This window comes from Posidoniimonas corsicana, from assembly GCF_007859765.1.
In the GTDB taxonomy this organism is placed as follows: domain Bacteria; phylum Planctomycetota; class Planctomycetia; order Pirellulales; family Lacipirellulaceae; genus Posidoniimonas; species Posidoniimonas corsicana.
Map to the genome: position 1 here is coordinate 220,857 of NZ_SIHJ01000005.1, position 25,095 is coordinate 245,951.

23 protein-coding genes are annotated in these 25,095 nt (G+C 66.9%); 15 read left to right on the forward strand and 8 right to left on the reverse strand.

Annotation, left to right across the window (positions count from 1 at the left end; genetic code table 11):
- The first annotated feature begins 20 nt into the window (after positions 1-20).
- Positions 21-1,214 carry a HEAT repeat domain-containing protein gene (locus tag KOR34_RS24200; protein WP_146568710.1) on the forward strand — a complete coding sequence of 398 codons (1,194 nt, stop codon included), beginning with the start codon at positions 21-23 and terminating at the stop codon, positions 1,212-1,214.
- Positions 1,215-1,276: 62 nt separating this feature from the next.
- Complete coding sequence (locus tag KOR34_RS24205; RefSeq protein WP_146568711.1) at positions 1,277-1,663, forward strand: CoA-binding protein; 387 nt, start codon at positions 1,277-1,279, stop codon at positions 1,661-1,663.
- 12 nt (positions 1,664-1,675) lie between these two features.
- Here the strand turns inward: KOR34_RS24205 and KOR34_RS24210 are convergent, their stop codons facing one another.
- Both KOR34_RS24210 and KOR34_RS24215 read right to left on the reverse strand, forming a co-directional pair.
- The gene (locus KOR34_RS24210) at positions 1,676-3,082 is read right to left on the reverse strand and encodes a hypothetical protein (RefSeq protein ID WP_146568712.1); all 1,407 of its coding nucleotides are present in this window, start codon (positions 3,080-3,082) and stop codon (positions 1,676-1,678) included.
- Positions 3,083-3,144: 62 nt separating this feature from the next.
- Complete coding sequence (locus KOR34_RS24215) at positions 3,145-4,158, reverse strand: tetratricopeptide repeat protein (protein ID WP_146568713.1); 1,014 nt, start codon at positions 4,156-4,158, stop codon at positions 3,145-3,147.
- Between the two features lie 160 nt (positions 4,159-4,318).
- On the opposite strand from KOR34_RS24215, the gene KOR34_RS24220 reads away from it, so the two are divergent.
- On the forward strand, positions 4,319-4,750 hold the full coding sequence (locus KOR34_RS24220) for an OsmC family protein (RefSeq protein WP_197531713.1): 432 nt from the start codon (positions 4,319-4,321) through the stop codon (positions 4,748-4,750).
- 44 nt (positions 4,751-4,794) lie between these two features.
- Here KOR34_RS24220 and KOR34_RS24225 read toward each other — a convergent pair whose 3' ends face one another.
- On the reverse strand, positions 4,795-5,994 hold the full coding sequence (locus tag KOR34_RS24225) for a hypothetical protein (protein ID WP_146568714.1): 1,200 nt from the start codon (positions 5,992-5,994) through the stop codon (positions 4,795-4,797).
- Positions 5,995-6,299: 305 nt separating this feature from the next.
- Between KOR34_RS24225 and KOR34_RS24230 the strand changes: the two genes are divergently transcribed.
- Both KOR34_RS24230 and KOR34_RS24235 read left to right on the forward strand, forming a co-directional pair.
- Positions 6,300-7,079 (forward strand): lipoate--protein ligase family protein, encoded by a 780-nt coding sequence (locus KOR34_RS24230; RefSeq protein ID WP_146568715.1) that lies wholly within the window; start codon positions 6,300-6,302, stop codon positions 7,077-7,079.
- A 171-nt stretch (positions 7,080-7,250) separates the two neighbouring features.
- Positions 7,251-7,823: an NUDIX hydrolase gene (locus KOR34_RS24235; protein WP_146568716.1), complete on the forward strand. Its 573-nt coding sequence runs from the start codon at positions 7,251-7,253 to the stop codon at positions 7,821-7,823.
- Positions 7,824-7,928: 105 nt separating this feature from the next.
- Here the strand turns inward: KOR34_RS24235 and KOR34_RS24240 are convergent, their stop codons facing one another.
- Both KOR34_RS24240 and KOR34_RS24245 read right to left on the reverse strand, forming a co-directional pair.
- Positions 7,929-8,330 carry a DUF4870 domain-containing protein gene (locus KOR34_RS24240; RefSeq protein WP_146568717.1) on the reverse strand — a complete coding sequence of 134 codons (402 nt, stop codon included), beginning with the start codon at positions 8,328-8,330 and terminating at the stop codon, positions 7,929-7,931.
- A gap of 25 nt (positions 8,331-8,355) precedes the next feature.
- The gene (locus tag KOR34_RS24245) at positions 8,356-8,868 is read right to left on the reverse strand and encodes a DNA-deoxyinosine glycosylase (protein ID WP_146568718.1); all 513 of its coding nucleotides are present in this window, start codon (positions 8,866-8,868) and stop codon (positions 8,356-8,358) included.
- Positions 8,869-9,112: 244 nt separating this feature from the next.
- On the opposite strand from KOR34_RS24245, the gene KOR34_RS24250 reads away from it, so the two are divergent.
- The 8 genes from KOR34_RS24250 to KOR34_RS24285 all read left to right on the forward strand — a co-directional run bounded on the left by KOR34_RS24250 (position 9,113) and on the right by KOR34_RS24285 (position 19,093).
- Complete coding sequence (locus KOR34_RS24250; protein WP_146568719.1) at positions 9,113-9,562, forward strand: YkgJ family cysteine cluster protein; 450 nt, start codon at positions 9,113-9,115, stop codon at positions 9,560-9,562.
- Positions 9,563-9,757: 195 nt separating this feature from the next.
- Positions 9,758-11,080 (forward strand): histidine--tRNA ligase, encoded by a 1,323-nt coding sequence (gene hisS / locus KOR34_RS24255; protein ID WP_146568868.1) that lies wholly within the window; start codon positions 9,758-9,760, stop codon positions 11,078-11,080.
- Between the two features lie 107 nt (positions 11,081-11,187).
- Positions 11,188-11,970 (forward strand): indole-3-glycerol phosphate synthase TrpC, encoded by a 783-nt coding sequence (gene trpC, locus KOR34_RS24260; RefSeq protein ID WP_146568720.1) that lies wholly within the window; start codon positions 11,188-11,190, stop codon positions 11,968-11,970.
- 172 nt (positions 11,971-12,142) lie between these two features.
- Complete coding sequence (locus KOR34_RS24265; RefSeq protein ID WP_146568721.1) at positions 12,143-14,110, forward strand: ABC transporter substrate-binding protein; 1,968 nt, start codon at positions 12,143-12,145, stop codon at positions 14,108-14,110.
- Positions 14,111-14,167: 57 nt separating this feature from the next.
- Entirely contained in the window at positions 14,168-15,151 is a 984-nt protein-coding gene (locus KOR34_RS24270; RefSeq protein ID WP_146568722.1) for an ABC transporter permease, read from the forward strand.
- Positions 15,152-15,173: 22 nt separating this feature from the next.
- On the forward strand, positions 15,174-16,310 hold the full coding sequence (locus tag KOR34_RS24275) for an ABC transporter permease (protein ID WP_146568723.1): 1,137 nt from the start codon (positions 15,174-15,176) through the stop codon (positions 16,308-16,310).
- Between the two features lie 105 nt (positions 16,311-16,415).
- Entirely contained in the window at positions 16,416-18,296 is a 1,881-nt protein-coding gene (locus tag KOR34_RS24280) for an ABC transporter ATP-binding protein (RefSeq protein WP_146568724.1), read from the forward strand.
- Between the two features lie 122 nt (positions 18,297-18,418).
- Positions 18,419-19,093: a hypothetical protein gene (locus KOR34_RS24285; protein WP_146568725.1), complete on the forward strand. Its 675-nt coding sequence runs from the start codon at positions 18,419-18,421 to the stop codon at positions 19,091-19,093.
- Positions 19,094-19,179: 86 nt separating this feature from the next.
- On the opposite strand, the gene KOR34_RS24290 is transcribed toward KOR34_RS24285, so the two are convergent.
- Positions 19,180-19,824, reverse strand: a complete 645-nt coding sequence (locus tag KOR34_RS24290; protein ID WP_146568726.1) for a PEP-CTERM sorting domain-containing protein — start codon at positions 19,822-19,824, stop codon at positions 19,180-19,182.
- Positions 19,825-20,109: 285 nt separating this feature from the next.
- On the opposite strand from KOR34_RS24290, the gene KOR34_RS24295 reads away from it, so the two are divergent.
- A complete protein-coding gene (locus tag KOR34_RS24295; RefSeq protein ID WP_146568727.1) occupies positions 20,110-22,020 on the forward strand; it encodes a pectinesterase family protein in 1,911 nt (636 codons plus the stop codon).
- A gap of 14 nt (positions 22,021-22,034) precedes the next feature.
- On the opposite strand, the gene KOR34_RS24300 is transcribed toward KOR34_RS24295, so the two are convergent.
- The gene (locus tag KOR34_RS24300; RefSeq protein ID WP_146568728.1) at positions 22,035-22,976 is read right to left on the reverse strand and encodes a 5'-nucleotidase; all 942 of its coding nucleotides are present in this window, start codon (positions 22,974-22,976) and stop codon (positions 22,035-22,037) included.
- A 586-nt stretch (positions 22,977-23,562) separates the two neighbouring features.
- On the opposite strand from KOR34_RS24300, the gene KOR34_RS24305 reads away from it, so the two are divergent.
- A complete protein-coding gene (locus KOR34_RS24305) occupies positions 23,563-23,928 on the forward strand; it encodes a SpoIIAA family protein (RefSeq protein WP_146568729.1) in 366 nt (121 codons plus the stop codon).
- 16 nt (positions 23,929-23,944) lie between these two features.
- Here KOR34_RS24305 and KOR34_RS24310 read toward each other — a convergent pair whose 3' ends face one another.
- Positions 23,945-24,769: a hypothetical protein gene (locus KOR34_RS24310; protein ID WP_146568730.1), complete on the reverse strand. Its 825-nt coding sequence runs from the start codon at positions 24,767-24,769 to the stop codon at positions 23,945-23,947.
- Positions 24,770-25,095: the final 326 nt, after the last annotated feature.

The window sequence follows — 25,095 nt, forward strand, 5'->3', positions numbered from 1 at the left end:
CCCCTCCCCCGATGCACGCCTTGCCCTCCGCCCGCCTTACGTTCGCCGTCCTCGCCCTGGCCTGGTTGCCCACCGCGGCCCGCGCCGACGTTGTGGAGCTGGAGAGCGGCGGCCGGATCGAGGGGACCATCGACGACCAGAACCAAGACCGCGGCAAGATTGTGGTCAGCCTGGCCAACGGCGGTCGCGTGACGCTCAACCGCTCGGACGTCCGCCGCACGGTCCCGCGTTCGGCCGAGGGCGAGAAGTACCACCGCCGCGCCGCCACCGTGCCCGACACGGCCGAGGCCAACTGGGAGCTGGCCGAGTGGTGCCGCACCAACCGCCTGACCGCGGAGGCCGACGCGCACACCGCGCGGGTGATCGAGCTCGACCCCAACCACACCGAGGCCCGACGCAAACTGGGCTACAGCCGGCACCGCGGCAAGTGGATGACCCGCGACGAGCTGATGGCGTCGCGCGGCATGTTCCGCTACGAGGGGAGCTTCCGCACGCGTCAGGAGATCGAGCTGCTGGAGCGATCGAAGCGCGGGACCGAGGCCGCGGTGAACTGGCGGAAGCAGCTCGCCCGCTGGCGGCGCGACCTGGGCTCGTCAAAGCCGCAGGAGTCGATGGCCGCCGCCGACAAGTTTAAGGGGCTCCGTGACCCGGCCGCCGCCGGCGCACTGGTGCGGATGCTCGAGTCCGAAACGAACCTCGACGTGCAGGACCTGCTGATCGCCACCGCGGCGCGGATCGAACACCCGGCCACCGTGCAGGCGCTGGCCACGCTGTCGCTCAACTCGCCGCGTCACGAGGTGCGGCAGCAGTGCCTGGAGCATCTGGTGGAGGCCCGCCGTCCCGGCCTGGCCGAGATCTACACCAAGGCGCTCAAGAGCAAGCAGAACCAGATTGTGAATCGCGCGGGCAACGCGTTGCGGGCGTTGGGCTCGCAGGAGACGCTCGGCGCCCTGATCACGGCGCTGATCACCACGCACGAGTTCAAGATGGGCGTAGACACGCCGCAGGACACGTACTCGATGGACTCACGCGGCGGGTTTTCCTTCGGCGGCGGCAAGGCGCCGGTCAAGAAAGTCCAGCTCAAGAACCCCGACGTGCGGACCGCGTTGGTGGAGCTCACCGGCGAGAACTTTGGCTTCGACAAGAAGGCCTGGCGCCGGTGGCTGGCCAACCGCACCACCACCAACGTGGTGGACCTGCGGCGTGACCTGTAGCCGTCCGCGCGCGGCAGCTGTATTCCTGGGGCAACGCACCACGCAACCGACCGAGTCCCCCCATGTCTAAGCCCACCGTCGCGATCCTTGGCGCCAGCAGCGACCGTTCGAAGTACGGCAACAAATCGGTGCGTGCGCACCTCGACCAGGGGTACGACGTCTACCCCGTGAACCCCAAGGGGGGCCAGATCGAGGGCCTGACCGTCTACCCGACCCTGGCCGAGGTGCCGGTCGAGGACCTGGACCGCGTGAGCGTGTACCTGCCGCCCCACGTGACGCTGGGGCTGCTGGAGGAGATCGCCGCGAAGGGCTGCCGCGAGTTCTGGCTTAACCCGGGCGCCGACGCGCCGGAGGTGGTGGAGCGGGCGGAGCAGCTCGGCCTGCGGCCGATCGTGGCGTGCAGCATCGTCGACCTGGGGACCAGCCCAGGCGACTTCGCGGCGAGCTAACGGGCGCCGCCGTCAGCCCGCCTTGCGGGTCCAGCGGCTGCCGTACACCACGTCAACCGCGACGCGGTCCTCGAGGTTGGGCCGGAAGATGGTCAGCAGCATCACCGGCAGGCACCACGCCAGCGCCATGCCGCCCGAGTGGGCGTGCCAGAACTGCGTGCCGATCATCAGCGCCGCCGAGCAGGAAAGCAGCGTGCCGAGGTTCTTCTGCGAGGGCCACACCAGGAAGCTCATGCTCAGGCAGAGGAACGCCATGATCACCGGCAGCCGGTACACCGGGTTCCAGTAGTGCCAGACGCCGTCCTGCTCGTCCATGCGGGGGAGGAACAGGCCGAACATCTGCTTGAGCCGGTTGCCGAAGGTCTCGGGCTGGAAGCCGCTGATGTCGAACGAGGTGAACAGCAGCACGATCACCAGCGCCAGGATTGACACCGCGAAGCCGATCAGGAACCTCGCCAGGCCGCGGTTCCAGTAGAACGCGATCCACAGCGGCATCAGGAAGATGGGGTAGTAGATGCTGCCGCACAGCGCGCCGATCAACGCGCCCGACACCAGCGGCCGGCGGTACCACAGCACGGCCCACACCAAGAGCGCGCCGGGCAGCGCCTGGGTCACGGCGCCGGTCCACATCGCCGTGTAGGGGAGCATCAGGTAGAGCGTCGCGGCGGCGATGCCCATCCGCAGGTTGTCGAAGTGCCGGGCGGCCACCAGCACGATGCCCAGCACGATCATCATCTGCGAGAAGATCGCCATGATCTTGGCGGTCACCTCCTGCGCGGTCGACGCGGGCGGCGCCGTGGGCGCGGCGGCGTCCGGCTGGCCGTCGCCGGGCTGCTCCTCGACCACCGGTACCGTGGGCGGGTCGGGCGCGCGGTCGCCCAGCACCGTCTGGGTCGAGATGTGCGGCAGGAAGAAGAACAGCGTGAAGCCGGGCCCGTGGGTGTCGAGCGTGTCGGCCTCGACCTTGGAGGTCTCGACCTTGCGGACGTGCTCCGCCCGCTGCGCGGCGAAGACGTCGGCCCGCTCCGGGTCGCCGTTGATGACGTTGGCCGTGAGGAACAGCAGCAGCGAAACCGTCAGGAAGCTGAGGCCGCCCACGGTGAGGTTGGACTCCAGCAGCGGCCGACGCACCATCGCCGCGTCGAGCAGCATCCGCAGCAGCAGCATCGCGTTGACCGAGAACAGCCAGATGTAGCCGAACATCTCGATGCCGTAGCCGTCGCCGCCGGTGGCGTTCTGCTCCAGGCCCAGCTTGATGCAGAGCAGCCCGGGGGCGAGCAGGATAACCAGCAGCAGGTCGAAGTTGCGCACGCTCCAGAAGCGGTTGAACTTGAAGAACAGCGCGATCGACAGCAGCGACGACAGGTACGCCCACGTCGTGGGGTTGACCCGTTCGTACCGGAAGAGAATGTCACCCATACGCGGTCCAGTCCACCGTCAGTTGCCCCGCCTTGTGACCGCCCGTGCGGCGCCGACCGGGGTCACGACCCCTGCAGAATAGGGGACTGGTCGGGATTTTCAACCACGGGGCCGCGTTGCGGGTCCTCCGCGGAAGCTGCGCCGGCGTCGGCGAGCCGCGCGCGGGCCTCGTCGGCCCACGGCCCGTCGGGCGCGAAGCGGAGCAGCCGGCGACGCAGGTCCTGCGCCTCGTCGGTGCGGCCCAGGCGGTCGTAGGTCTCGGCGAGCGGGATCAGCGCGTCGGGGCACTCGGGCGACTGGGACAGCACGCCCTCCAGCGCGCCGGCGGCCAGCTCCCACTCGCCCAGCTCCTGGTACACGCTCCCCAGGCTGAGCCGTGCGGCCAGGCAGTCCGGCTCCTGCTCCAGGCAGACCGCGAAGCGTTCGCGGGCCGCGGCCAGGTCGCCCCGGCGGTACAGGCACTCGCCGAGCGCAAGGTGGTCGAGCGGCTCGCCCTCGCCCGAGAGCAGCACCGAACGGTACATCTGCTCGGCGAGCAGGCAGTCGCCCTGCTCGAGCAGTTCGGTCGCCTCGTCGCGGATGTCGTTGGCGTTGAACGCGAGTGGTTCGTCGGAGTCGTCCTCCGGGCAGAACGGCAGCAGCACTGCGCGGTGGGCCTCGTGCGGGTGGTCCGGCTCGGCGGGGCGGTCGAACTCGATCAGCAACTGGCCGCCCGCGTCCCGGGTCTGGCCGGCGGCGTGCACCACCACGGTGTCGCCGCGCGGCGAGATGTCCCACTCGGCCAGCGGCCGGCAGCCGGCGGGGGCGGACTCGGCCAGGCGGTCGACAACTCGGTCGACCTGGCCGAGCGACATCCCGGCCGCGGTCATCTGGGCCAGCACCTGGGCGACGCGGGCCTCGACAAAGCTGTAGGCGACCGACCCGCCGTGGTCGGCCTCGGCCTGCAGGTAGCCCCGGCGGGTCCACCTGCGGACGGCGTCGGGCGTGGCGCCGGTGATTCGGGCGAGCATCGTGGCCGTGTAGCGGGCGGCCGGGTCCGGCGCGGCGTCCTCGGCGGTGGGGAAAGGAAGCGTCATCCGTGCTGACTTCGCTGCGGGGTGCTGAGAAGCCCTGCAGTGTCGCGCAGCGGCGGCGAGAAGTCAATCGTCGGCCGGGCGGTGATTGATTTCGGTCGCCGGCCGGCAATACTTCCCGGCCAGGCGATTCCCACGTCAGAACTCAGCACAAGGAGCGACCATGAAGATTAAACGCAAGGGCTCGGCCGCGTGGCAAGGCGGGCTCAAGGACGGCCGCGGCGAGATCTCTACCGAGAGCGGCGCCCTGTCTAGTTACCCGTACGGCTTCGCCGCCCGCTTTGAGGGTCAGCGTGGCAGCAACCCTGAAGAGCTGATCGGCGCCGCCCACGCGAGCTGCTTCACCATGGCGCTGTCGAAGATCCTGGGCGAGGCCGGCCTGACAGCCGACCAGCTCAACACCACCGCAGATGTGATGCTCGAGCAGGTCGATGGCGGGTTCGCGATCACGTCGGTGCACCTGACGCTCAAGGGGAAAGTCCCGGGCGCCGACCAAGCGAAGTTCGACGAGCTCGCCGACAAGGCCAAAGCGGGCTGCCCGGTGTCGAAGCTGCTGGACACCAAGATCACGCTCGACACAACGCTCGAGGGCTAGCCGCCGCCGGGCAACGCACGCAGTACGCCACGGCCTGCGCCGCCTCAGTCGGCCATCGCCAGTCGATCGGCGGTCGCCGGCTCGACGGCGGCGCAGCACGGCTCCTCGATCGGCACACGGTAGGTGACCGTGCGGGGCACCTTGTAGGTGTAGGTGACCGGCACCTTCTTGGTGATCACGCGGGGGGTGCGGACGGTCTCAACCCGCTCCACCATCTTGCAGACCCGCACGGGGATGTTCTCCACGCGCTCCTCGCACACCATCTTGCAGGTGGTGTGGGGCACCTGGCAGACGCGTTCTTCGCAGACCATCTTGCAGACCCGCACCGGCACCTGCCGCTCGATCCGCTCCACCACCTGGCGGCAGGTCTGAACGGGCACTTTGCGGACGTGCTGCTCGGTGACCATCTTGCACACGCGGACCGGCACCTTGCGGCACTGCACCTCGGACACCATCCGCTGCACCTGCATGGGCACCTGCTCGGTCACCTGCTGGGGCACCATGCAGACCACCGGCTTCTGCACCGCCACGGCGTTCGGCTTCCAGACCGTCTGGACGGTCTGCTGCGGCGGCGTGGTCTGGTTCACCCAGGCCAGGCCGGGCCGCACGGTCTGCACGACGCCGGTCGCCGGGTCGACGGTCTGCTGCGGGCTCATCCAGCGGAGGCGCGGCCCCGACGTTGTGCCCGGCGTGACCGACACCTGATTCACGTAGCAGCCCTGGTCGACGTACTCGGTCTTGTACGTGGTGACCGGACGCATCACGGTGCGCACCTGCGGGCGGTAGACGGTCTCGCACACGGGCCGCTGCACCACGTACCGCTCGGTGCGCTCGCTGGTCTCCCAGACGGGGCGCTGCACGGTGTAGGCCTCGTCGCGGTACGAGGTCTCCACCACGTTTCGCACCTGGTTGTAGCTGGCGTCGCGGTACTGGGTCTCGTAGACGGGCCGCTGCACGGTGTAGCGGACCTCGCGCATGGAGGTCTCCTGCACCGGCTTCATGACCTTGTAGGTCCGCTGGCGGTACTGGGTCTCGTAGGTCGGGATCTTGCGCACCACCTGCCGCTCCTCGCAGACGGTCTCGCTGACGGTCTTGTAGCAGGTGACCTGCTTCTCTTCGTAGACGGTCTGGCACTCGACGCGGTAGGCCTGGCCGCAGCACTGAGCCTGGGCGGGCCGCAGCCCGCTCATGGGGCCCAGTCCAATGACCAGGGCAAGCACGCAGTTAGTCACGCGGTTGAACATTCGATTGACCCGACGAAATGGTATATCCGTTTGAAAAGCACAGCGGCCGCGGAGCACGGACGCCGGAGGGACTCATTTCCCTGCCGGAAGTGTGCGTCATGACCCGCGTCGCGGCAAATCAATTTCCTCCCGTACAACTGCTAGCAGGCAAAAAAGATTCAAGCCTGTTTCGAGTTGGGGCGCTCAGAGAATCTGTGCGCCCGACCCATTGTGGACCGACACTCGCGCGGGGCACAGCGGCGCCCCCACGGGTTCGGCGCACTCCGGCTACGCCACCGACGGCGCAACCCCTACAATCGTCAAACATGACAGCACCCTGCCCGACCACGCCCCCGCCCGCCGCGCCCCGCGGGCTCCGCTGGCTGGACCACACATGCGACGAACCGGCCGACAACCTGGCGCTCGACCACGCGCTGCTGGAAGCCGCCGGCGCCGAATCCGACTACCCCGAGGTGCTGCGGGTGTGGCGGCCGGCCACACCGATGCTGGTGCTGGGCCGTTCGTCACGCGTCGCGGAAGAGGTCGACGAGCAGGCCTGCCGCGGCGATGGCGTGCCGGTGCTGCGGCGGGTGAGCGGCGGCGCGACGATCTTGACCGGTCCCGGCTGCCTGATGTACGCCGTGCTGCTGAACCTGGAGAAGCGCCCCGAGCTGACCGCCGTGGACCGCGCGCACCAGTTTGTGCTGGGCGTGCTGATTGGTTGCCTGAGCGGATTGGCGCCGGGCGTGCGTTGTGCCGGGCAGAGCGACCTGGTTGTGCCCGACGGCGACCGCCTGCTGAAGTTCTCCGGCAACAGCCTCCGGGTTGCGCGGCGGTGGCTGCTGTACCACGGCACGCTGATGCACGGGCTGCCGGTCGAGGACATCGCCAAGTACCTCAAGCACCCGCCCCGCCAGCCTGAGTATCGGGACCAACGCGAGCACGGCCGATTCTTGACCAACCTGACCGCGGACGCCGACGCGCTGTCCGCCGCGCTCCGTCGGGGCTTCGGCGCCGATGAGGACTTCACAAACGTCCCCACGGCGTTGATGGAGCGGCTCGCGACGGAACACTACCGCGACGACCGCTGGAATCTGCAGCGGTAGGTAGGACGGGATCCAAGTGATTGATCAAGCCCGCACCGTTCGACTCGTAGCCCCCGGCTCTGCCGGGGGATAGCGCAACCAACCGACTCAACCTCGGCATCATCCCCCGGCAGAGCCGGGGGCTACGATCCACTCCCGGGGCCAGATTGAATCGCAAGTCATCAGCACCCAATGAACGAACCGCTACTCGCGCTCCTCGACAGCTACCAGTCCCGACACCCCGACGAAGCCGGCATGGTCGAGCGTGTCCGCGCTCTCGCCGCCGCTCACGCCGACTGCTTCGAGCGGACCTGCCTGCCGGGGCACCTCACCGGCAGCGCGTGGGTGCTCTCGCCCGACCGGCGCCAGTGCCTGCTGCTGCACCACCGCAAGCTGGACAAGTGGCTGCAGCCCGGCGGGCACGCCGACGGCGACCCCGACGTGCTGCGGGTGGCGATCCGCGAAGCGACCGAGGAGTCAGGGCTCGAGCGCATCTTCGCCCTCTCGCCGGAGCCGCTGGACATCGATGTTCATCTCATCCCGGAACGCCGCAACGCCGCGGGCGAGGTGACCGAGCCGGCCCACGAGCACCACGACCTGCGGTTCCTGCTGGCGACCGACGCGACGGCGCCGATTGTCGTGTCGCACGAGTCGAACGACGTCCGCTGGTGCACGCCGGACGAGGTGCACCGCCTGACGCAGGAAGAGAGCGTGCTGCGGCTGCTGCGCAAGAGCGAAGCCTGGATGGACAACAACGGCCGGTAGCCGATGGCTTACATCCATCGGAGAACATGTGGTGCGACTAGCCAAGCAACGGGCTCTTCCCCGTGACCTCCGACGGATGTAATCCGTCGGCTGCTTGGATCTTTGTTAGAAGATCCGGAACGCGCCGGGGTACTTCCACACGTCGCCGTCGCTTGCCTTGATGCCGCCTATGATTGGGAAGATCACCACGAGCAGCCCGAGCACGATCAGCATCGGGACGCCGATCAGCACCATCACCAGCGCGGCGGACACCAGCGTGTAGATGAGTGAACTGATGATCCAGTTGGCGATATTGCGGCCGTGCCCATCCAGGCCGGGGAGCGAGTTCTTCTTGAGTTGCCAGATCACGATTGGGGCGATCCACCCCGCCGGCGGCAGCACGCAGTTCGCCAGCTGTGACAGGTGCATCGCCATCGCCCACTGGTTGGTCTCGGCGTCGGTGACGCCGTCGGGCGCAAAGTGCGACGACTCGTAAGGATTCGCCTCGTGCGGTTCGTACTCGTTCATCGTTTCCCCTCCCCAGGTTCTTAGTTTAGACCCCCTCGGCGACCCGCCGCCACTCGGCCAGCTTCTGGGCGAAGCTCCGCCCTGCGTGCGCCGGGCTTGTCGACGGCAGGCGGGCGAGCGTCAGTTTGTCGGCCGTTGTCTTGTCGAGCAGCGGCGCCGCGTGCCGGAGGAAGGCGGTCTCGGCCTTCTGCCCGTTGAAGTAGATTCGCTCAATCTGGCGGCATCTTGCCAGAAAACCGCCGAAGTCGTTCGGCTGCTCGCTCGCGACCTCAATACTCGTGTCCAGGCTCCCCTCACGGCGGCACTCACGCAGCACATCCCACACCGCGACGCCGCTGGCCGCCAGCCGCTCGGTCCGCCGCTCGTACGGCAGATCAGGCCCGGCGCCGAACAGCTCGCCCATGATCGGCCAGAAGGCGTTCCGCGGGTGCGCGTAATACTGCCCCACTTCCAGCGACGCCACGCCCGGCATCGATCCCAGCACCAGCACCCGCGCTGACGGGCTCTCAATCGGCGGGAAACTGCGGGCAAGCGTCATCATAGTCCGGCTGATAGGAATTGCGTCGCATCCGGGTTGCGGCCCCAACGCGGAATCACCCTAGCCGACGAGCTACGCCTCGTCGGAGACCCCGGGGCCATGCTCTTTGCGTTTGCCAGGCTTCACTCCAGGCCTCCGACGGATGTAACCCGGCGGGTGCTGAGCCCGCCGCGATCTTCCGTGCCCCCGACGCGCATGGTAGATTAGGCGGCCTGCAACGATCAAGCAAAGGAAGCACGCGACCATGTCCACCCTGCCCGCCTTCGGAACCAACCGCATCCGCCGCGAGGACCTGCCCAAGGGGGGCAACCTGTGCGAACACTGCACGGCCAAGTGCTGTCATTACATCGCGGTTCCGTACGAGACGCCCACCGAGGCGGCCGATATGGAGTACATCCGCTGGATCGTGCTGCACGAGCAGGCCACCTTCTTCAAGGAAGACGAGGACTGGTACCTGCTGGTGCACGTGGTCTGCGAGAAGCTCGGCAAGGACTACCGCTGCGGCGTGTACGAAACCCGCCCGCAGATCTGCCGCGACTACACCTTCGACAACTGCGAGTACGACGAGGACTGGACCTACGACTTCTACCTCGAGACCCACGAGCAGGTGTGGGAGTACACCGAGGCCCGCTTCCAAGAGAAGGGGCAGGATATCCGCAGCCGCAAGCCCGACCCGCTGGCGGTGGTGGCCTAGGTTGACCACACACGGGGTTGCGACGCCAGCATCCGCTGGAGGGCGTTAGGCCCCGGCAAATCAAGCGGGCAGCGATTCCGCTAACGCATTCATCAGAACCACCAAGGCACAAAGACACCAAGCAGAAGCCGCTGAGCAGCCTCCCGCCGTTCGTCTTTGTGCCTTCGTGTCTTTGTGGTTTTTCAGCTCATGTCGTTGATCCAGCCACGCACACTCAAGGGTTTCCGCGATTACCTGCCCGAGGCGATGATCCCGCGCGAGCGGCTCATCGAGACCGCGCGGCGGGTCTACCGCTCGTTCGGCTTCGCGCCGATCGACACGCCGGCGCTCGAGTACCTCGAGGTACTCACCGGCAAGGGCTCCGACGAGACCGACAAGCAGCTCTACCGGTTCCAGGACCACGGCGGGCGGGACGTCGGCCTGCGGTTCGACCTGACGGTGCCGCTCGCCCGCTTCGCGGCGCAGCACATCGGCCAGCTCGGCACGCCGTTTAAGCGGTACCACATCGCCAGCGTCTGGCGGGGCGAGAACACACAGCGCGGCCGCTACCGCGAGTTCATGCAGTGCGACTTCGACACCATCGGCACGACCGCCGTGGCTTCGGACATCGAGGCGCTGCTGGTCATCAACGACCTGCTCTCCGCGATCGGCTTCGACAAGTTCACCATCCACGTCAACAACCGCGGCATCCTCAACGCGGTGCTCCGGCAACTCGGCCTGGCCGACAAGTCGGTCGCCGTGCTGCGGGCGCTCGACAAGCTCGGCAAGGCGGGCTGGGACAAGGTTGAGGCCGAGCTGTGTGAAGCAGCCGGCGCGTCGCACGAGCAGGCGACCGCCATCCTCGACTTCTCTCAGCTCCGCGGCGGCTGCGACGAGGTGCTCAGCGCCGTAGAGCCGATGATCGCGTCGGACGAGGCGGGCGAGGCAGCGCTGCGGCGCACGCACGACATGATGCACGCGGTCTCCGCGGCCGGCGTGCCGGACCACCGCGTGAAGATCGACGTGTCGATCGCCCGCGGCCTGGACTATTACACCGGCCTGGTGTTCGAGACCACCCTCGACGACCTGCCCGGCATCGGCAGCATCGCCAGCGGCGGACGCTACGACAACCTGGCCGAGCTGTACACCAAGCAGCAGCTGCCGGGCATCGGCGGCTCGCTCGGGCTCGATCGGCTGCTGTCCGCGATGGAGGAGCTCAAGCTGCTGGGCGACGCCCAAACGCCGGCCGACGTGTTCGTCCCGCTGTTCGACGCTTCGCACCTGAACGAGTACCTCAAGCTAGCCGCCAAGGTCCGCGCCGCGGGCATCGGCTGCGAGGTCTACCCGGAGCCGAAGAAGCTGGGCAAGCAGCTCCAGTACGCCGACAAGAAGGGCTTCAGGGCCGCCCTGATCGCCGGCGGCGACGAGTTCGCCAAGTCCCAGGTGCAGGTCAAGAACCTGGGCACCGGCGAGTCGACCACCGTCGCGTTGAACGCCGACGCGGTCGTCGCCGAGCTGCAGAAGGTGCTGGCGACATAAGAGAGAAGCACCCTAACGGCAACACAGCCAATCGACCCGCAGCCTCCGGCTCTGCCGGGGGCTACGAGCAACCGATCACGCAGAGCCGACGACAAGCCCGACCCACCATGCCCACCATCCTCGACAAGATCGTCGCCACGAAACGCGACGAGATCGCCCGCGCCAAGGTCGACCGGCCCGCGGACCGGCTCCGCGCGGCGATCGCCGACGCGCCGCCGGTGCGCGACTTCTTCGCCGCGCTCGCCGCGCCGGGGCCGATTAAGCTGATCGCCGAGGTGAAGAAGGCGAGCCCGTCGGCCGGGCTGATCCGCGACGACTTCGACCCGGTCTCGATCGCCAAGACCTACGAGGCCCACGGCGCTGCCTGCCTGAGCGTGCTGACCGACCAGCAGTACTTCCAGGGCAGTCTCGACTACCTGCGGGACGTGCGCGAGGCGGTCGGCCTGCCCTGCCTGCGGAAGGACTTCATCCTCGACGAGCACCAACTGCTCGAGGCCCGGGCCGTGGGCGCGGACGCGGCGCTGCTGATCGCCGAGTGCCTGACGCCCGACGAGCTCCGCCGGCTGCACGACGCCGCACTCGAGCTCGGCCTCACACCGCTGGTCGAGCTGTACGACCCGGAGAACATGAAGTCGGTGGTAGCGGCGGGCGCCAAGCTGATTGGGGTCAACAACCGCAACCTGCACACCTTCGAGGTCGACCTGCAGCACACCGTGCGGATGCGCGAACAGGCGCCGGCGGATTGCGTACTGGTAGGTGAGAGCGGCATCCGCACCAACGACGACGTCCGCCTGCTTTCGACCGCGGGCGTCGACGCGATCCTGGTCGGCGAGTCGCTGACGCGCGAGCCGGACATCGGCGCCGCGGTCGACCGGCTGCTAGCACGCTGACCGCCCGCCGCCCGCGCCGTTCTCGCGTGCGCTCCGCGACGCCGCGCGGCCGTTCAATCGTCATTGACCCGCGGGAAACGACCGTGATAGCATGCGCCGCTTAGGGGGAGTTTGCGGCCACGCCCGGCCGACGCCCCAGCGACCACCCCTCGCGCACCACACGGAACCCCCGATGACCTCCCGCTGTCTGACGCCGTCGCGCCTGCTGCCCGGCGGCGTTCTCGCGTTCTCCGCCCTCCTCCTTCTCTCGGCGGGCTGCACCTCCTCCTCCACCGAAGGCCCCTCCGCCGAAAAAGCCGAGGCCGCCGAGCCGACCAAACCGTTCAAGCTCGGCGACCTGATCGAGCCGTTCGACCCGCCATCGCTGGAAGAGGTCGACGCTACCGCTAACTGGCAGGACCGCCCGGTGCGCGACGGGCTGAAGGTGATGCGGGAGCTGCTGGCCGAACAGGGCAAGCCGGAGATCACCGCCGACGAGGCGCTGAAGCTCAGGAACGACTCACCCGAGACGAACGCCAGGATGCGCGCGGCGCTCGGCCAGCTCGCCCCCGAAGACGGCTCGGGCGTCAACTACAACGCGTCGGTCACCCGCCATGTCGGCGGCGACCTCAAAAGCACCAACCCGCTCTCCGCGAGCAGCGTCACGGAGTTTGAGTACCAGAGCCTGACCAACAGCGGGATCCTCTCTTTCGACAAGAACTTCGAGTGGTTCGCCACGATCGAGACCGTCAAGAGCTGGCAGACCAGCGAAGACAAGATGGTGGACAAGTTCGTCCTCCGCGACGACGTCTTCTGGTCGGACGGCACGCCGGTCACCGCGCACGACTACGAGTTCTCTTTCCAGGCCACGATGACCGAGGCGGTCGTCGTCCCGGCGGTCCGCTCCGGCGTGGATGAGCTGAAGTGGGTGAAGGCGTACGACGACCACACGCTGGTGATCTTCCACAAGGAGTCGCTGCCGACCAACACCGAGAACATGCAGATCTCGCTGATCCCGAAGCACGTCTACGAGAAGACCATCCCGGACGATCCGACGCTGGCCCGCAGCAAGGAGCACAGCCGCCTGGAGGACGACCCGGTGGTCTCCGGCCCCTACAAGCTGGTAAAGCGGACCCGCGGACAGGAGTTCGTGCTGGAGCGCCGCGAAGACTACTACATGCACGACGGCGAGCAGGTACGCGACAAGCCCTACTTCAAGACCGTCCGCGTGAACCAGATCGACGACTTCAACACGGCGCTGCTGGCGCTCAAGTCGGGCGACATCGACCAGATGGAGCTCCGCCCCGAGCAGTGGGTCACGCAGACTAACGGGGACGACTTCTACCAGCGGAACACCAAGGTGTACGACACCGAGTGGGTCGAGTTCCACTTCATCTGGAACGTCGAGTCGACGTTCTTCGAAGACAAGAACGTCCGCTGGGCCATGACCTACGCGATGGACTACGAGGAGCTGCTCGAAACCATCTGCTACGGCCTGTACGAGCAGTCGCGCGGCAACTACCACCCCGACGCGTGGATGTTCCCCAAGGACGGCCCGGAGCCGGTAAAGCAGGACCTGGAGAAGGCGCAGCAGCTCCTGGCCGAGGCGGGCTGGGAGGACACCGACGGCGACGGCATCCTCGACAAGGAGATCAACGGCCGCCGCCGCCCCTTCGAGTTCACCCTCACGACCTACACCACCGAGACCGGCATCAAGACCGCCACCTTGATGAAGGAGTGCCTGGACCTGTTGGGCATCGTCTGCAACGTGAAGCCGACCGAGTTCACCGTCATGCAGGAGAAGTCCCGCAACCATGAGTTCGAGGCGATGATGGCGGGCTGGGGCACCGGCACCGACCCGTTCACCAACCAGAACATCTTCGGCACCGGCGAGGGACGCAACTACGGCAACTACTCCAGCGAGCGCGTCGACGAGCTGTTCGATCAGGGCAAGCGCGAGTTCGACAGCGAGAAGCGGGCGAAGATCTACGCCGACATCCACATGCAGCTGTGGGAGGACCAGCCCTACACCTGGCTGTTCTACCGCAGCAGCTTCTACGGTTTCAACAAGAAGCTCCGCGGCTACAACTTCAGCCCGCGGGGGCCGTTCGGGTACAGCCCGGGATTCGGCAGCGTGTGGTCGCCCGAGGCGACCCCGTAGCCCCCGCCGACCGTCCGCGCCGCCCCGAGTCGCCCACCGCCGTCTGCCGCTGGCTTCATGCTCAACTACCTGATCCGCCGCATCGGCATCGCGCTGCTCACGCTCTGGCTGGTGACGTTCGTCGTGTACGGGCTGATCCGGTTCATGCCGGGCACGCCGCTCACAACCGACCCGGCGATGATGGACCCGAACCGCCAGATCTCGCCCGCGGAGATCGCGCGGCTCGAGAAGCTCTACGGCATCGACAAGCCGTGGCACGTGGGATACTGGAAGTGGTTCGGCAACGCGGTCCAGCTCGACTTCGGCAGCAGCATCCCCAGGAACAACAAGCCGGTCCTCTCGCTGATCGCCGAGCGGGCGCCGGCCACGCTGCTGCTGTCGGTCACTTCGCTGCTGCTGACCTACGTGCTGTCGATCCCGTTGGGGCTGTGGGCCACGGCCAAGAGCGGCACGCTCGCCGAGCGCACGGTCAGCACGGTGCTGTACGGACTGTACTCGTTGCCGTCGTTCGTGGCGGCGCTCTACCTGCAGCTGCTGTTCTACGTGAAGCTGGGCTGGCTGCCGCTGTACGGGCTGACCTCCGACAACTACTCGCAGCTCTCCACCGCCGGCAAGGCGTGGGACATCATGCTGCACGCGGCGATGCCGATCGCCTGCTTCACGTACGCGTCGCTGGCGTACTACTCGCGGTTCATCCGGGCGAACATGCAGGAGGTGATCCGCCAAGACTACATCCGCACGGCCCGGTCCAAGGGCGTGGGCCGCACCGCGGTGCTGTGGAAGCACGCGTTCCGCAACACGCTGATCCCGCTGGTCACGCTGCTGGGGCTGACGCTGCCGTCGCTGCTGTCGGGCGCGGTGATCCTGGAGCAGATCTTCGTCTGGCCCGGCATGGGCCGGCTGTACTTCGAGTCGATCCAGCAGCGCGACTACGACACCATCATGGGGCTGACGCTGATGTTCAGCGTGCTGACGCTGGCCGGGCAGCTGCTGGCCGACCTGCTGTACGCGGTGGTCGACCCCCGCGTCACGTACTCCTAGCCGGGCCGCCCTCGCGAATCGCATGACGGACAAACCCAAGAAATCGCCCGGCTTCTGGCTCGAGTCCTGGCGCCGATTCCGACAGCAGAAGCTGCCGATGCTGGCGTTGGCGTACGTCTGCTTATTGGCGCTGGTGGCGCTGCTGGCCCCGTTCATCGCCGGCACCAAGCCGATTGTCTGCAGCTATAAGGGGAACGTCTACTTCCCCGTAATGGGCTACTACAGCCGAGGGTGGGAAAACCCAATCTTCCGCAAGGACCGGGTGCTCAACCGCTACCCGATCATGCTGCAGGAGAACGACCCCGAAAGCTGGGCCGTCTGGCCGCTGGTCTACCAGGACCCGTACCGCCGGATCCGCACCCGCGACTTCGCCGTGCAAGAACGCAACGCCGAGGGCGAACGCGAGTGGCGTTACGCCAAGGGCTGGGAGGACCGCCAAGAGAACCCCTCGGGCGTCGACGGCAAGCCGAGCAGCCAGAACTTGTTCGGGACCAACCAGCAGGGGTTCGACGTGTTCGCGTCGATGGTGCACGGCGCGCAGACGGCGTTGTCGGTCGGCATCATCTCAATGAGCATCGCCGCCGCGATCGGCATCACGGTCGGCGCGCTGGCCGGCTACCTCGGCGGGTGGGTGGACATCCTGCTCAGCCGGCTGATCGAGGTCGTGATGTGCATCCCCTCGCTGGTGCTGATCCTCGCGCTGGTCGCGCTGCTAGACAAGGTCAGCAACTTCCACCTGATGACCGTGATCGGCGTGACCGGCTGGACCGGCATCGCGCGGCTTACCCGGGCGGAGTTCCTCAAGATCAAGCAGATGGAGTTCGTCACGGCCGCCAGGGCGATCGGCGCCAGCCGGCCGCGGATCATGACGCGACACGTGCTCCGCAACGCGTTGGCGCCGGTGCTGGTGCCCATCTCGTTCGGCATCGCGTCGGCCATCCTGACCGAGGCCGGGCTCAGCTACCTGGGCTTCGGCGCCTCGCCCCCCAACCCCAGCTGGGGCACGCTGCTGCAGTCCGGCCGCACCGCCATCCAAGAGACCTGGTGGCTGATCCTGTACCCCGGCGCCGCCATCTTCCTCACCGTGCTGGCCTACAACCTCATTGGCGAGGGCCTGCAGGAGGCGACCGACCCGCGGCTCAAACAGGCGGGGCACTAGCGCGGGTTGCGGGACCCGGGTTTCGGGTTCCGGAAGAGAGGTTTCTGCCCGCAAGCTGGTCGGTCACAATAGCCGAGACCCGATACCCGGAACCCGGACCCCGCAATGCCGCCCGTCATCGACATCCAAAACCTCCGCACCTACTTCCACACCGACGAGGGGGTCGTCCGCGCGGTGGACGACGTCTCGTTCCGGGTGGAGCCCGGTCGCACGCTGGGCATCGTGGGCGAGAGCGGCTCGGGCAAGTCGGTCACATCATTGTCGATCATGCGGCTGCTGGCTTCGAGCGCCGAGATCGAGTCGGGGCACATCTCGTTCCTCGGGAAGGACCTGGTCGGCCTCCCGGAGCCGGAGATGCGCAAGATCCGCGGCTCGGAGATCAGCATGATCTTCCAGGAGCCGATGACCTCGCTGAACCCCGTATTCACGGTCGGCAGCCAGGTGGCCGAGGCGATCATCCTGCACCAGGGCCTCTCGAAGGCCGACGCGCGGCGCCGCACCATCGAGCTGTTCGACGAGGTCGGCATCCCCGACCCCGAGGTCCGCGTCGACAGCTACCCCCACCAGATGTCCGGCGGGCAGAAGCAGCGCGTGATGATCGCCATGGCGCTCTCCTGCGACCCGCAGCTGCTGATCGCCGACGAGCCGACCACGGCGCTGGACGTCACGATCCAGGCGCAGATCCTCGACATCCTCCGCCGCCTGCGCGACACGCGCGGCATGTCGATCCTGTTCATCACGCACGACCTGGGCGTAATCGCCGAGATCGCCGACGACGTGCTCGTCATGTACCGCGGCGAGATGGTCGAGTACGGCCCCGTGCTGCAGATGTTCGAGGCGCCGCAGCACCCCTACACCAAGGGCCTGCTGGCGTGCCGCCCGAAGCTGGAAACGCCCTACCGGCTGCTGCCCACCGTGCAGGACTTCATGGAGAGCCGGGTCGAGGACGGCAAGCTCACCATCATCGAGAAGCAGCTCACCGAGGAGCGGCTCAATGAGCTCAAGACCCACGGCCGCGGCCGGCTGCTGAGCCCCAAGAGCGAGCTGCAGGCGATCGGCCACCCGTGGAGCGAGGGCCACCACCCGCCCGACACGACCACCGTCGATGAGGGGATCAGGCCGCTGCTGGAGGTCAAGGACCTAGAGGTGTACTTCCCGATCCGCCGCGGCGTGCTGTCCCGCACCGTGGGCCACGTCAAGGCGGTGGACGGCGTCTCGTTCAACGTGTACCGCGGCCAGACGCTCGGCCTGGTGGGCGAGTCGGGCTGCGGCAAGACCACCACCGGCCGCGCGATCCTGCGGCTGATCGAGCCGACCGGCGGCCGCGTGCTGTACGACGGCGTCGACCTGGCCGGCCTGTCGGGCGGCGAGCTCCGCCGCATGCGGGGCCAGATGCAGATCATCTTCCAGGACCCCTACGGCTCGCTGAACCCGCGGATGACGGTCGGCGCCGCGATCACCGAGCCGATGGTCATCCAGAAGCTCGGCGCCGGCAAGGCCGACCGCCGCGACCGCGCCGCCACGCTGCTGGAGGAGGTCGGCCTGTCGGGCGACCACCTCAGCCGCTACCCGCACGAGTTCTCCGGCGGCCAGCGGCAGCGGATCTGCATCGCCCGGGCGCTGGCCGTGGAGCCGGAGTTCATCATCTGCGACGAGTCGGTCTCGGCGCTCGACGTGTCGGTCCAGGCGCAGGTGCTCAACCTGCTGAAGAAGCTGCAGGAGGACCGCGGTCTGACGTACATCTTCATCAGCCACGACCTGAGCGTGGTGAAGTTCATGGCCGACATGATGGCCGTGATGCAGCCGATCACGCTGGAGGACGGCGACAAGGGCGGCCGCATCGTCGAGTTCGGCCCGTCCGAGAACATCTACAACAACCCCAAAGAAGAGTACACCCGCAAGCTGATCAGCGCCACGCCGAAGGACGACATCGAGCACGTGCGGGCGCTGGTGGCGAAGCGTGAAGCGGTGCGGGCGGGGGTGTAGCGGGCCGCACAAGCTAACCATCTAGCCAACTCAGCCGTGTTGGCCCAAACGCTCTGGAACTGCTACGATGCGGTGAGTTAGATCGCATCCCCGCTCCCGTGACACGCCGACGGAGCAGTTCAATGGGTAGGTTTCTTCTTTCAGTTCTACTGGCAGGACTCCTTGCTTCCGACGCATGGGGCGACTACGCGTCGACCCATCTCTACGAGTTGATTGGTCAGGCCGACCTGATCGCGGCAGGGAGCATCAAAGAAGTCGACGATCAGACGTTCCTGCTCGAAGTCGAAGACCTCGTCGTTGGCGAGGCAAGAAACAACGGGGTAAGGATCAAGCGGTTTCGGGACTGGCCGTGCGCGTGGCGTTGGTCGGAGTACTCGGCCGGGCAACGGGTGCTGGTGTTCGCGAAGCGAGAGGGCCGCGAGCTTCGCTTGATCGGCGCCGGCGGTGAGGGCGAGTCGCCCATCGTTGACGGCCTGGTGTACTGCCAGTTTGTCTGCCCAGTGGGGCCCTCTGCGACGTTCGCCGAGAGAGAGGTCGCCACGATCAGGTACCGCGATCTTCGCTCGGCGATTATCGAGTACCGGAAACTCTTCCGACTGGTCCCCGCCAAACAGGCAGTGAGAACAATCGGCGCCGAACGGGGCTACTTCCCGTTTGAGGCGGTCAACTTCCTGGGCGATGCAACGGCCATGATGAGCTTTTCGGATCGGTCTCCGTTGCACCAGATGCTCTTCGACCAGACACTGCGGGAGAAACGCCGGCTCCGCAGCAAGCGTCCCTCGGCCCCAATTGACTAGCCGGCAGAACAACTCCGCCGGCTAGCCGATCTCAAGACCTGCACTCACGCCGGTCATCCGAGGGGATCTGTCGGCTGCTGGACTTGCTAGCAGCGACGCCGGCGGCGACCGGCGACCAGCATCGCGCCCATCCCCAACACCGCCAGCGAGGCCGGTTCGGGAACGGCGGGGCCTTCGACCCGCAACGAGTAGCGCTGATCGTCGGGGCGGAGGTTCCAGGGGTTCAGGTCGGTCCTGCCGGCGGTCAGGCCGAAGTCGCCGGTGGTGTTGAAGTTCCAGCTGCCGCGGAACTCGTCCTGGGCGTCCATCACCACCCAGTACGTGGTGTTGGCGTCCAGCGGAACCGGGTCGCCGCTGACGGTCAGCAGTTGCTTGCCGGTGGAGTTGAGGTTGGCGGAGTACGTCTTCAGTGCCGCCCCGGGCCCGGCGCCCGTGTCCGCCGCCAGCACGATATCGACCGGGCCCGTGCCCACGTTGGGCGCCTCGTTCACCCAGATGCCGAGGGAGATGGTGTCGGCCATCTGGTCAGTCGCGCCAACGGTGAATGACGCCGCCTGGTCGATGTTGCCGATCGAGCCGGGCGCGCCGCCGCCATCCACCACGCGGCCGCCGTTGGCGAAGTCGTCGCCGGGGCCGAAGTTGTTGAAGATGATCGCGGCGCGGGCGTCGACCGCCCCGCCCGCCAGCGTCAGGGTGACCAGTGCTGCGGTCCAACCGAGTGTGCGTTTCATTGTGTCTTGCTCCGATAGGGCGTGCTGTGGGGATAGGGGATGGGCGGCTGCCCAACAGCGGATCACCAACCGGCGTCGGAGACCGACAGTGAATCAGCACGAATCTCGGCCGGCGTAAGGTCTCCGATTGCACGCCATCCCGGGCCCCTCTGCTTGCGTAGGATCCGCCCGCGAATGCGATCTGGCGGCCCAGCCAACCATTCGGTTGGCTTAAACTACAGGGCGCCGCTCGTCGCGTTGGATCCCAATGCCCGCACCCGATCCTGTTGACCTTCTTCGTCTGCTATGCCCAATCCGCCCCGTGTCTGCCTGCTTCTCTGCCTCTTGCTTGTCTCCGCGGCGTCCGCCGACGGGCTGCGCACCATAAAGGTCGAGGGGTCCATCCAGGACGCCATCGACCGGGTCCCGCTGGACAACGTGGAGCGGGTCGTGATCCAGATCCCCGACGGCGTCTACACCGAGCGGCTGCGGCTCGACCAGAACCGAGTCACGCTCCGCGGCGCCAGCCGCGATGGCGTGGTGATCCGCTACAACTTCCCCCGCTCGGAATTCCACAAGCGGTACGACCGGTTCGGCGCCGGCGTGGTCAACCTGTTCGGCGACGACTGCACACTGGAGCATCTCACGATCGACAACACCCAACCGACTCGCGAGCACGCGTTCGCCGTGTACGGCCAGCCCAACCGGCTGATCCTGGACGACTGCAAGATCGTCGGCGAGGGGGGCGACACGCTCTCACTCTGGAACACGGCCCACGGCATGTACTACCACCGCAACTGCGAGTTCCGCGGCGCGGTCGACTTCGTCTGCCCGCGGGGCTGGTGCTACGTGCGCGACTCGACGTTCTACGAGGCGCACCGGACCGCCGCCATCTGGCACGACGGGCACATGGACCCGCAGCGCATGAAGTTCGTGCTCCGCGACTGTCGCTTCGACGGTGTGCAGGACTTCTGGCTCGGCCGCAACCACTACCCCAGCCAGTTCTACCTACTCGGCTGCCGCTTCGCGGAGTCGATGGCCGACCGGCCGATCGGCGTCGTGAAGGACCTCTCGGACGTGCCCGAAGAGGACCGCCACCTGTGGGAGCGCAAGTACTACTTCGACTGCCACCGCGATGGTGGCGACTACCCGTGGCACGCCGACAACCTGACACAGGCGGCCGGCTCGCCCTCGCCCGAAGAGGTAACCGCCGCCTGGACGTTCGACGGCCGCTGGGACCCGGAGAGCGAGGCGCCGCCCGAGGTGCTCGAGGTCCAGACCAACGGGGAGGAGGTCTTCATGCGGTTCAGCGAGCCGGTGGCCGGCGCCACCACCGCGCGGCTCGTGCGGGCGGATGGCAGCTCCGCCGACTACGTACGGGGCGAGGGGACCGCCCGCGTGGTGTTCGCCGGCGGCGATGCGTCCTCGCCCCCGTCCAAGCTCACGCCGGGCGGCGATCAATCTCTGTACGGCTGCCACGCCACGCTCGCGGTGCGTTACCTCGGCGAACAGGATTTGCCGACCGCCACACCGGGCCGCGGTGTGACGATCCTGGTGATCGGCGACTCGACCGTGGCCGACTACTCGCCCGGCAACCGGCTGCAGGGCTGGGGCTGGGGGCTGCGCAGCTTCCTCGACGACCGCGTGACGGTAATCAACGCCGCCGCCAACGGCCGCAGCTCCGAGAGCTTCCGCAGCGAGGGCCGCTGGGACCGGGGCCTCGCCGACGCCAAGGCGGCCGGCGGACCGGACTACGTGTTCATCCAGTTCGGCCACAACGACAACCTCGGCAAGGGCCCCGGCCGCGAGACCGACCCGGCCCCCGGCGGCAGCTTCCGCGCCAACATCCGGCGGTACGTGCAGCAGGCCCGCGACGCCGGCGCCACGCCGATCCTGGTCACCCCACCCCGCCGTCGGCTGTATGATGAAGGAACCGAACGACTCCGCCAGAACACGGGCAACGCCCCCTACGCCGAGGCGATCTTGGCGGTAGCCGCCGAAGAGGACGTGCCGGTGGTCGACCTCCGCAAGCAGACCGAGGACCTGTTCCACAACCTCGGCCCCACCACCAGCGAGCCGCTGCAGACCAAGGGCGACGCCACCCACTTCTCGCCCAAGGGCGCACGGGTGCTGGCGGCGCTCGTGCTAGAGGAGCTGGGGGAGAAGCTGCCTGAGTTCAAGGCGTACGTGGTTGAGGACCGGCTGTCGCGGCCGTAGCTAGCACGCGGGGATTATGACTTGGCATTTGACACCCCAAACGGAATATGAACTGATGGAACAACGCTTGAAGCTGGCTCGAGATGGCTAGATTGATCGTCAAAGTAGATGTGAGGGCGCAGGATTTGCAAAACCCTTCTCTTCTCAATCCCCCCTAGAAAGAACGCATCGTTGGCCATTACGCCCCAAGACTTTAGCGTTCGAAGAGCACGCTCGTGTGAAGGTGCATTCCGAGCAGTAACCAGCGAGACCCTTAGCCTATTTCGATACTGAGGGTCCTCTTTCTTGCGATCTTCTTCAACTGACTGGATTCGTGCGATCCTCACCAGGAACTCCTTGAGCGGCCCTGGATTGTGGGGCTCCATGACGTTCCGCACTTCGTGCGCATGAAACTGCGACAGATCATTTGTCGATTTCATAACGGCCTCGGATTCGTCATCCGCTAGCACGCCATCGAAGTCGAAAGCGATTCGCAGATCGTTGTCCTGTTCATCGTCAACAATCTTGGACTCTAGCACTTGCCCGGCAGGCAATGACTTCTCTATCGCTTCAGCAACATCTGGCTTGCTACCGGACAAGAAGAGTGCGATGTTCAACGCGGGTATGAACTCATACGGCGCTCGCCCCTGCATGAAAATCGCTCGAGTAATGTAGAGACTATAGTGTTCTATGGACTTCATTACTCGAAGTCCGGTGTCAGGGTCGTTCTTTGACAAGAGAACGACTTCCACCATTGGGTCGCCAACTGGATCGGTGCTCAGATCGTTGAGCGAGAGCAGTCTCTTGATGAACGAGAATGCAATTCCTTTCGGCAGAGGCTCGTCCAGGTGCTCCTCTTGATAGCTCCGATACTCCTCTTCTCCCTTACTGCGAAAAACAGTGTCGGACTCGCTCAGATCGAACACAGCACTTGAGGCGACGCCAATTACAAGTCGGTTCTCGAGATCGTAAGGCATGCTTATCCGTTCAAAAGGAGTACTATTCACTCACGTTGGGCGATCGCCCCATAACCTCAGTTCAGATCGCTGTGGCTATCGACGTACGTGCCAATACTACCCCAAACGCGTTAAGACCCTAAGCTCGCAATGCAATCGCTGGTTGGCGACTGCTGCGAATGCGATCTACCTGCTCTAATGCGGGAACATCTCCACTGCTAAACGACGGGGAATGCGACAAGGAATTCCCCCAGTTTTCGGTTGAATCCTGCCACCCACGACGGTCAAATCAGGGGACGTGCCCGCCCCCTGCGTTCACCCCGTCCGCGGGTGGGGGGTGGTCGTTCGCCGGGTACCGTGGGAGGCTCGTCGCACTCGCGCACGTGATGTCGGCGGCGCCCTCTGCGGACCGTTCCCGTCGGTTTCAGTAACCCGTTAGCTTGCCGTGGGTTAACTCGAACCGGCGGCCGCAATAAAACCACGACAAAATCCCGCTGGCAACCAACCGCGGCTGCCGGGGTTTCGTACAGACAAGCCTCAGGGCGGGCCAGGCGCGATCGGACCCGCGAACTCTCCCCTCTAATCCAACGCCAAGCGAGGAGCAGCGATGTCTCTGGAACTGATCGAATCCGCCACCGGGAACCTGGTCGAGATTCAGGCGAGCGGCAAGCTGAACAAGGAAGCCTACGAGATCTTCGTCCCGGAGATCGAGCAGCGGATCAAGGAGCACGGCAAGATCCGCGTGCTGTTCATCATGAACGACTTCCACGGCTGGGACGCCGGCGCCATGTGGGAAGACTTCAAGTTCGACCTGAAGCACTTCAAGGACATCGAGCGGCTGGCCATCGTCGGCGAGACCAAGTGGGAGAAGGGCATGTCGGTCTTCTGCCGCCCGTTCACCACCGCCAGCATCAAGTACTTCGACCACGCCGAGGTCGACGCCGCCCGCGCTTGGATTGTGGCCAACGACTAGCCCGCGTGGCGCCAGCCTAGAACCGCTTGGCGCCGGGCGCCGCGAGCGGCTTCTCGGCGAACAGGCCGTCGAGCATGCCGAGGGTCTCGTCGGTGGAGCGTTCGAGCCGCCGCACCCAGGTGCTCCGCAGCACGCCAAACGCGTCGAACGCCTCGGGGCCGAACAGGCCGAGGCTCGCGCCGGCGATGCGCTGGTTGGTCTCGCCGCAGACCGGCTCGGCGTAGCTGCCCCGCAGGGTCATCCGCAGGCTGGCCGAGAGGAGCCGCTGCACGTCCACGGCCGACTGACCGGCGTGGGCGCCGGCGTCGAAGGCGAAGTCGACCACCCGCTGCGGGTCGCAGGCGAATTCGATCACGTGACCGTCGGGGCTCTTGCTGCCGGGTGCGCTGCAGCACGGCAGCAGGTAGCCCAGCAGGAGGTCGGTCCAGCGGCGGGCGCGGCTCTGGATGTGGACGAACTCCTTGTCGGGCGACTGCGAGAGCAGCGGGCGGAGCCGCCGCACGGCCTCGTCGTGGCCGGCCAGCGCGTTGCGGGCGATGGCGCCGGCGCCGTTGGCGGCGTCCCAGCGGGCGTCGTGCAGCACGCACAGCGCGGCGAGTGTGCGGGTGTGGGCCTCGCTGAGCAGGATCTCCTCGGCCAGCGAGCGGAACTCGCCGCAGTCGAGGTCGGCCCCGGGTGAGGAGTACGTGCGGAGTTGGCGGCCCCACGTGTCGAGCCGGCACCGCGACGAGGTCCAGTACTCGGTCAGCGCGTCCTCGGCGATCTGGGGGCAGTCGTCCAGCAGGCTCTGGGCGCCAAGGCTCAGGACGCCGGCGACATCAACCAATTCGATAGCGTGCATGCGGTGGGGCTCGTCGGTTCCGTGCGGCGGGTCGGACGGTCCTGCTGGGGGCCCGAGGGGACAGGGGCCCCCAGCAGTCGACCGTTGGCAACTCGTTGCGAATCCGGGGGAGGAAGCGGTTCGCTTGTGCCAGCCCAACTAAGCACCCCCGGCGCCAGCGGCGCCAAGAACGCTGGCCAAAGGGAGCTAACCCGCTTTGTTGCAAGGGGTTTGAGCCCGCGAGCCGAATCGGCGCCGTCACCGCCGCTGAGGCCACAACGACACACGCCGGCCAATCGCGTAGCGAAAAGCCAACGCGAAGCACCCATGGCCGCGCCTCCGGCACG

Bases quoted from the DNA above. Each gene is read 5' to 3' on its own strand.
- KOR34_RS24310 (WP_146568730.1), bottom strand. From the start codon at position 24,769: ATGCACGCTATCGAATTGGTTGATGTCGCCGGCGTCCTGAGCCTTGGC.
- KOR34_RS24265 (WP_146568721.1), top strand. From the start codon at position 12,143: ATGACCTCCCGCTGTCTGACGCCGTCGCGCCTGCTGCCCGGCGGCGTT.
- KOR34_RS24220 (WP_197531713.1), top strand. From the start codon at position 4,319: ATGAAGATTAAACGCAAGGGCTCGGCCGCGTGGCAAGGCGGGCTCAAG.
- KOR34_RS24290 (WP_146568726.1), bottom strand. From the start codon at position 19,824: ATGAAACGCACACTCGGTTGGACCGCAGCACTGGTCACCCTGACGCTG.
- KOR34_RS24275 (WP_146568723.1), top strand. From the start codon at position 15,174: ATGACGGACAAACCCAAGAAATCGCCCGGCTTCTGGCTCGAGTCCTGG.
- KOR34_RS24225 (WP_146568714.1), bottom strand. From the start codon at position 5,994: ATGTTCAACCGCGTGACTAACTGCGTGCTTGCCCTGGTCATTGGACTG.
- KOR34_RS24285 (WP_146568725.1), top strand. From the start codon at position 18,419: ATGGGTAGGTTTCTTCTTTCAGTTCTACTGGCAGGACTCCTTGCTTCC.
- KOR34_RS24245 (WP_146568718.1), bottom strand. From the start codon at position 8,868: ATGACGCTTGCCCGCAGTTTCCCGCCGATTGAGAGCCCGTCAGCGCGG.
- KOR34_RS24235 (WP_146568716.1), top strand. From the start codon at position 7,251: ATGAACGAACCGCTACTCGCGCTCCTCGACAGCTACCAGTCCCGACAC.
- KOR34_RS24300 (WP_146568728.1), bottom strand. From the start codon at position 22,976: ATGCCTTACGATCTCGAGAACCGACTTGTAATTGGCGTCGCCTCAAGT.
- trpC (WP_146568720.1), top strand. From the start codon at position 11,188: ATGCCCACCATCCTCGACAAGATCGTCGCCACGAAACGCGACGAGATC.
- KOR34_RS24280 (WP_146568724.1), top strand. From the start codon at position 16,416: ATGCCGCCCGTCATCGACATCCAAAACCTCCGCACCTACTTCCACACC.
- KOR34_RS24270 (WP_146568722.1), top strand. From the start codon at position 14,168: ATGCTCAACTACCTGATCCGCCGCATCGGCATCGCGCTGCTCACGCTC.
- KOR34_RS24230 (WP_146568715.1), top strand. From the start codon at position 6,300: ATGACAGCACCCTGCCCGACCACGCCCCCGCCCGCCGCGCCCCGCGGG.
- KOR34_RS24250 (WP_146568719.1), top strand. From the start codon at position 9,113: ATGTCCACCCTGCCCGCCTTCGGAACCAACCGCATCCGCCGCGAGGAC.
- KOR34_RS24295 (WP_146568727.1), top strand. From the start codon at position 20,110: ATGCCCAATCCGCCCCGTGTCTGCCTGCTTCTCTGCCTCTTGCTTGTC.
- KOR34_RS24305 (WP_146568729.1), top strand. From the start codon at position 23,563: ATGTCTCTGGAACTGATCGAATCCGCCACCGGGAACCTGGTCGAGATT.
- KOR34_RS24205 (WP_146568711.1), top strand. From the start codon at position 1,277: ATGTCTAAGCCCACCGTCGCGATCCTTGGCGCCAGCAGCGACCGTTCG.
- KOR34_RS24210 (WP_146568712.1), bottom strand. From the start codon at position 3,082: ATGGGTGACATTCTCTTCCGGTACGAACGGGTCAACCCCACGACGTGG.
- KOR34_RS24215 (WP_146568713.1), bottom strand. From the start codon at position 4,158: ATGACGCTTCCTTTCCCCACCGCCGAGGACGCCGCGCCGGACCCGGCC.
- KOR34_RS24240 (WP_146568717.1), bottom strand. From the start codon at position 8,330: ATGAACGAGTACGAACCGCACGAGGCGAATCCTTACGAGTCGTCGCAC.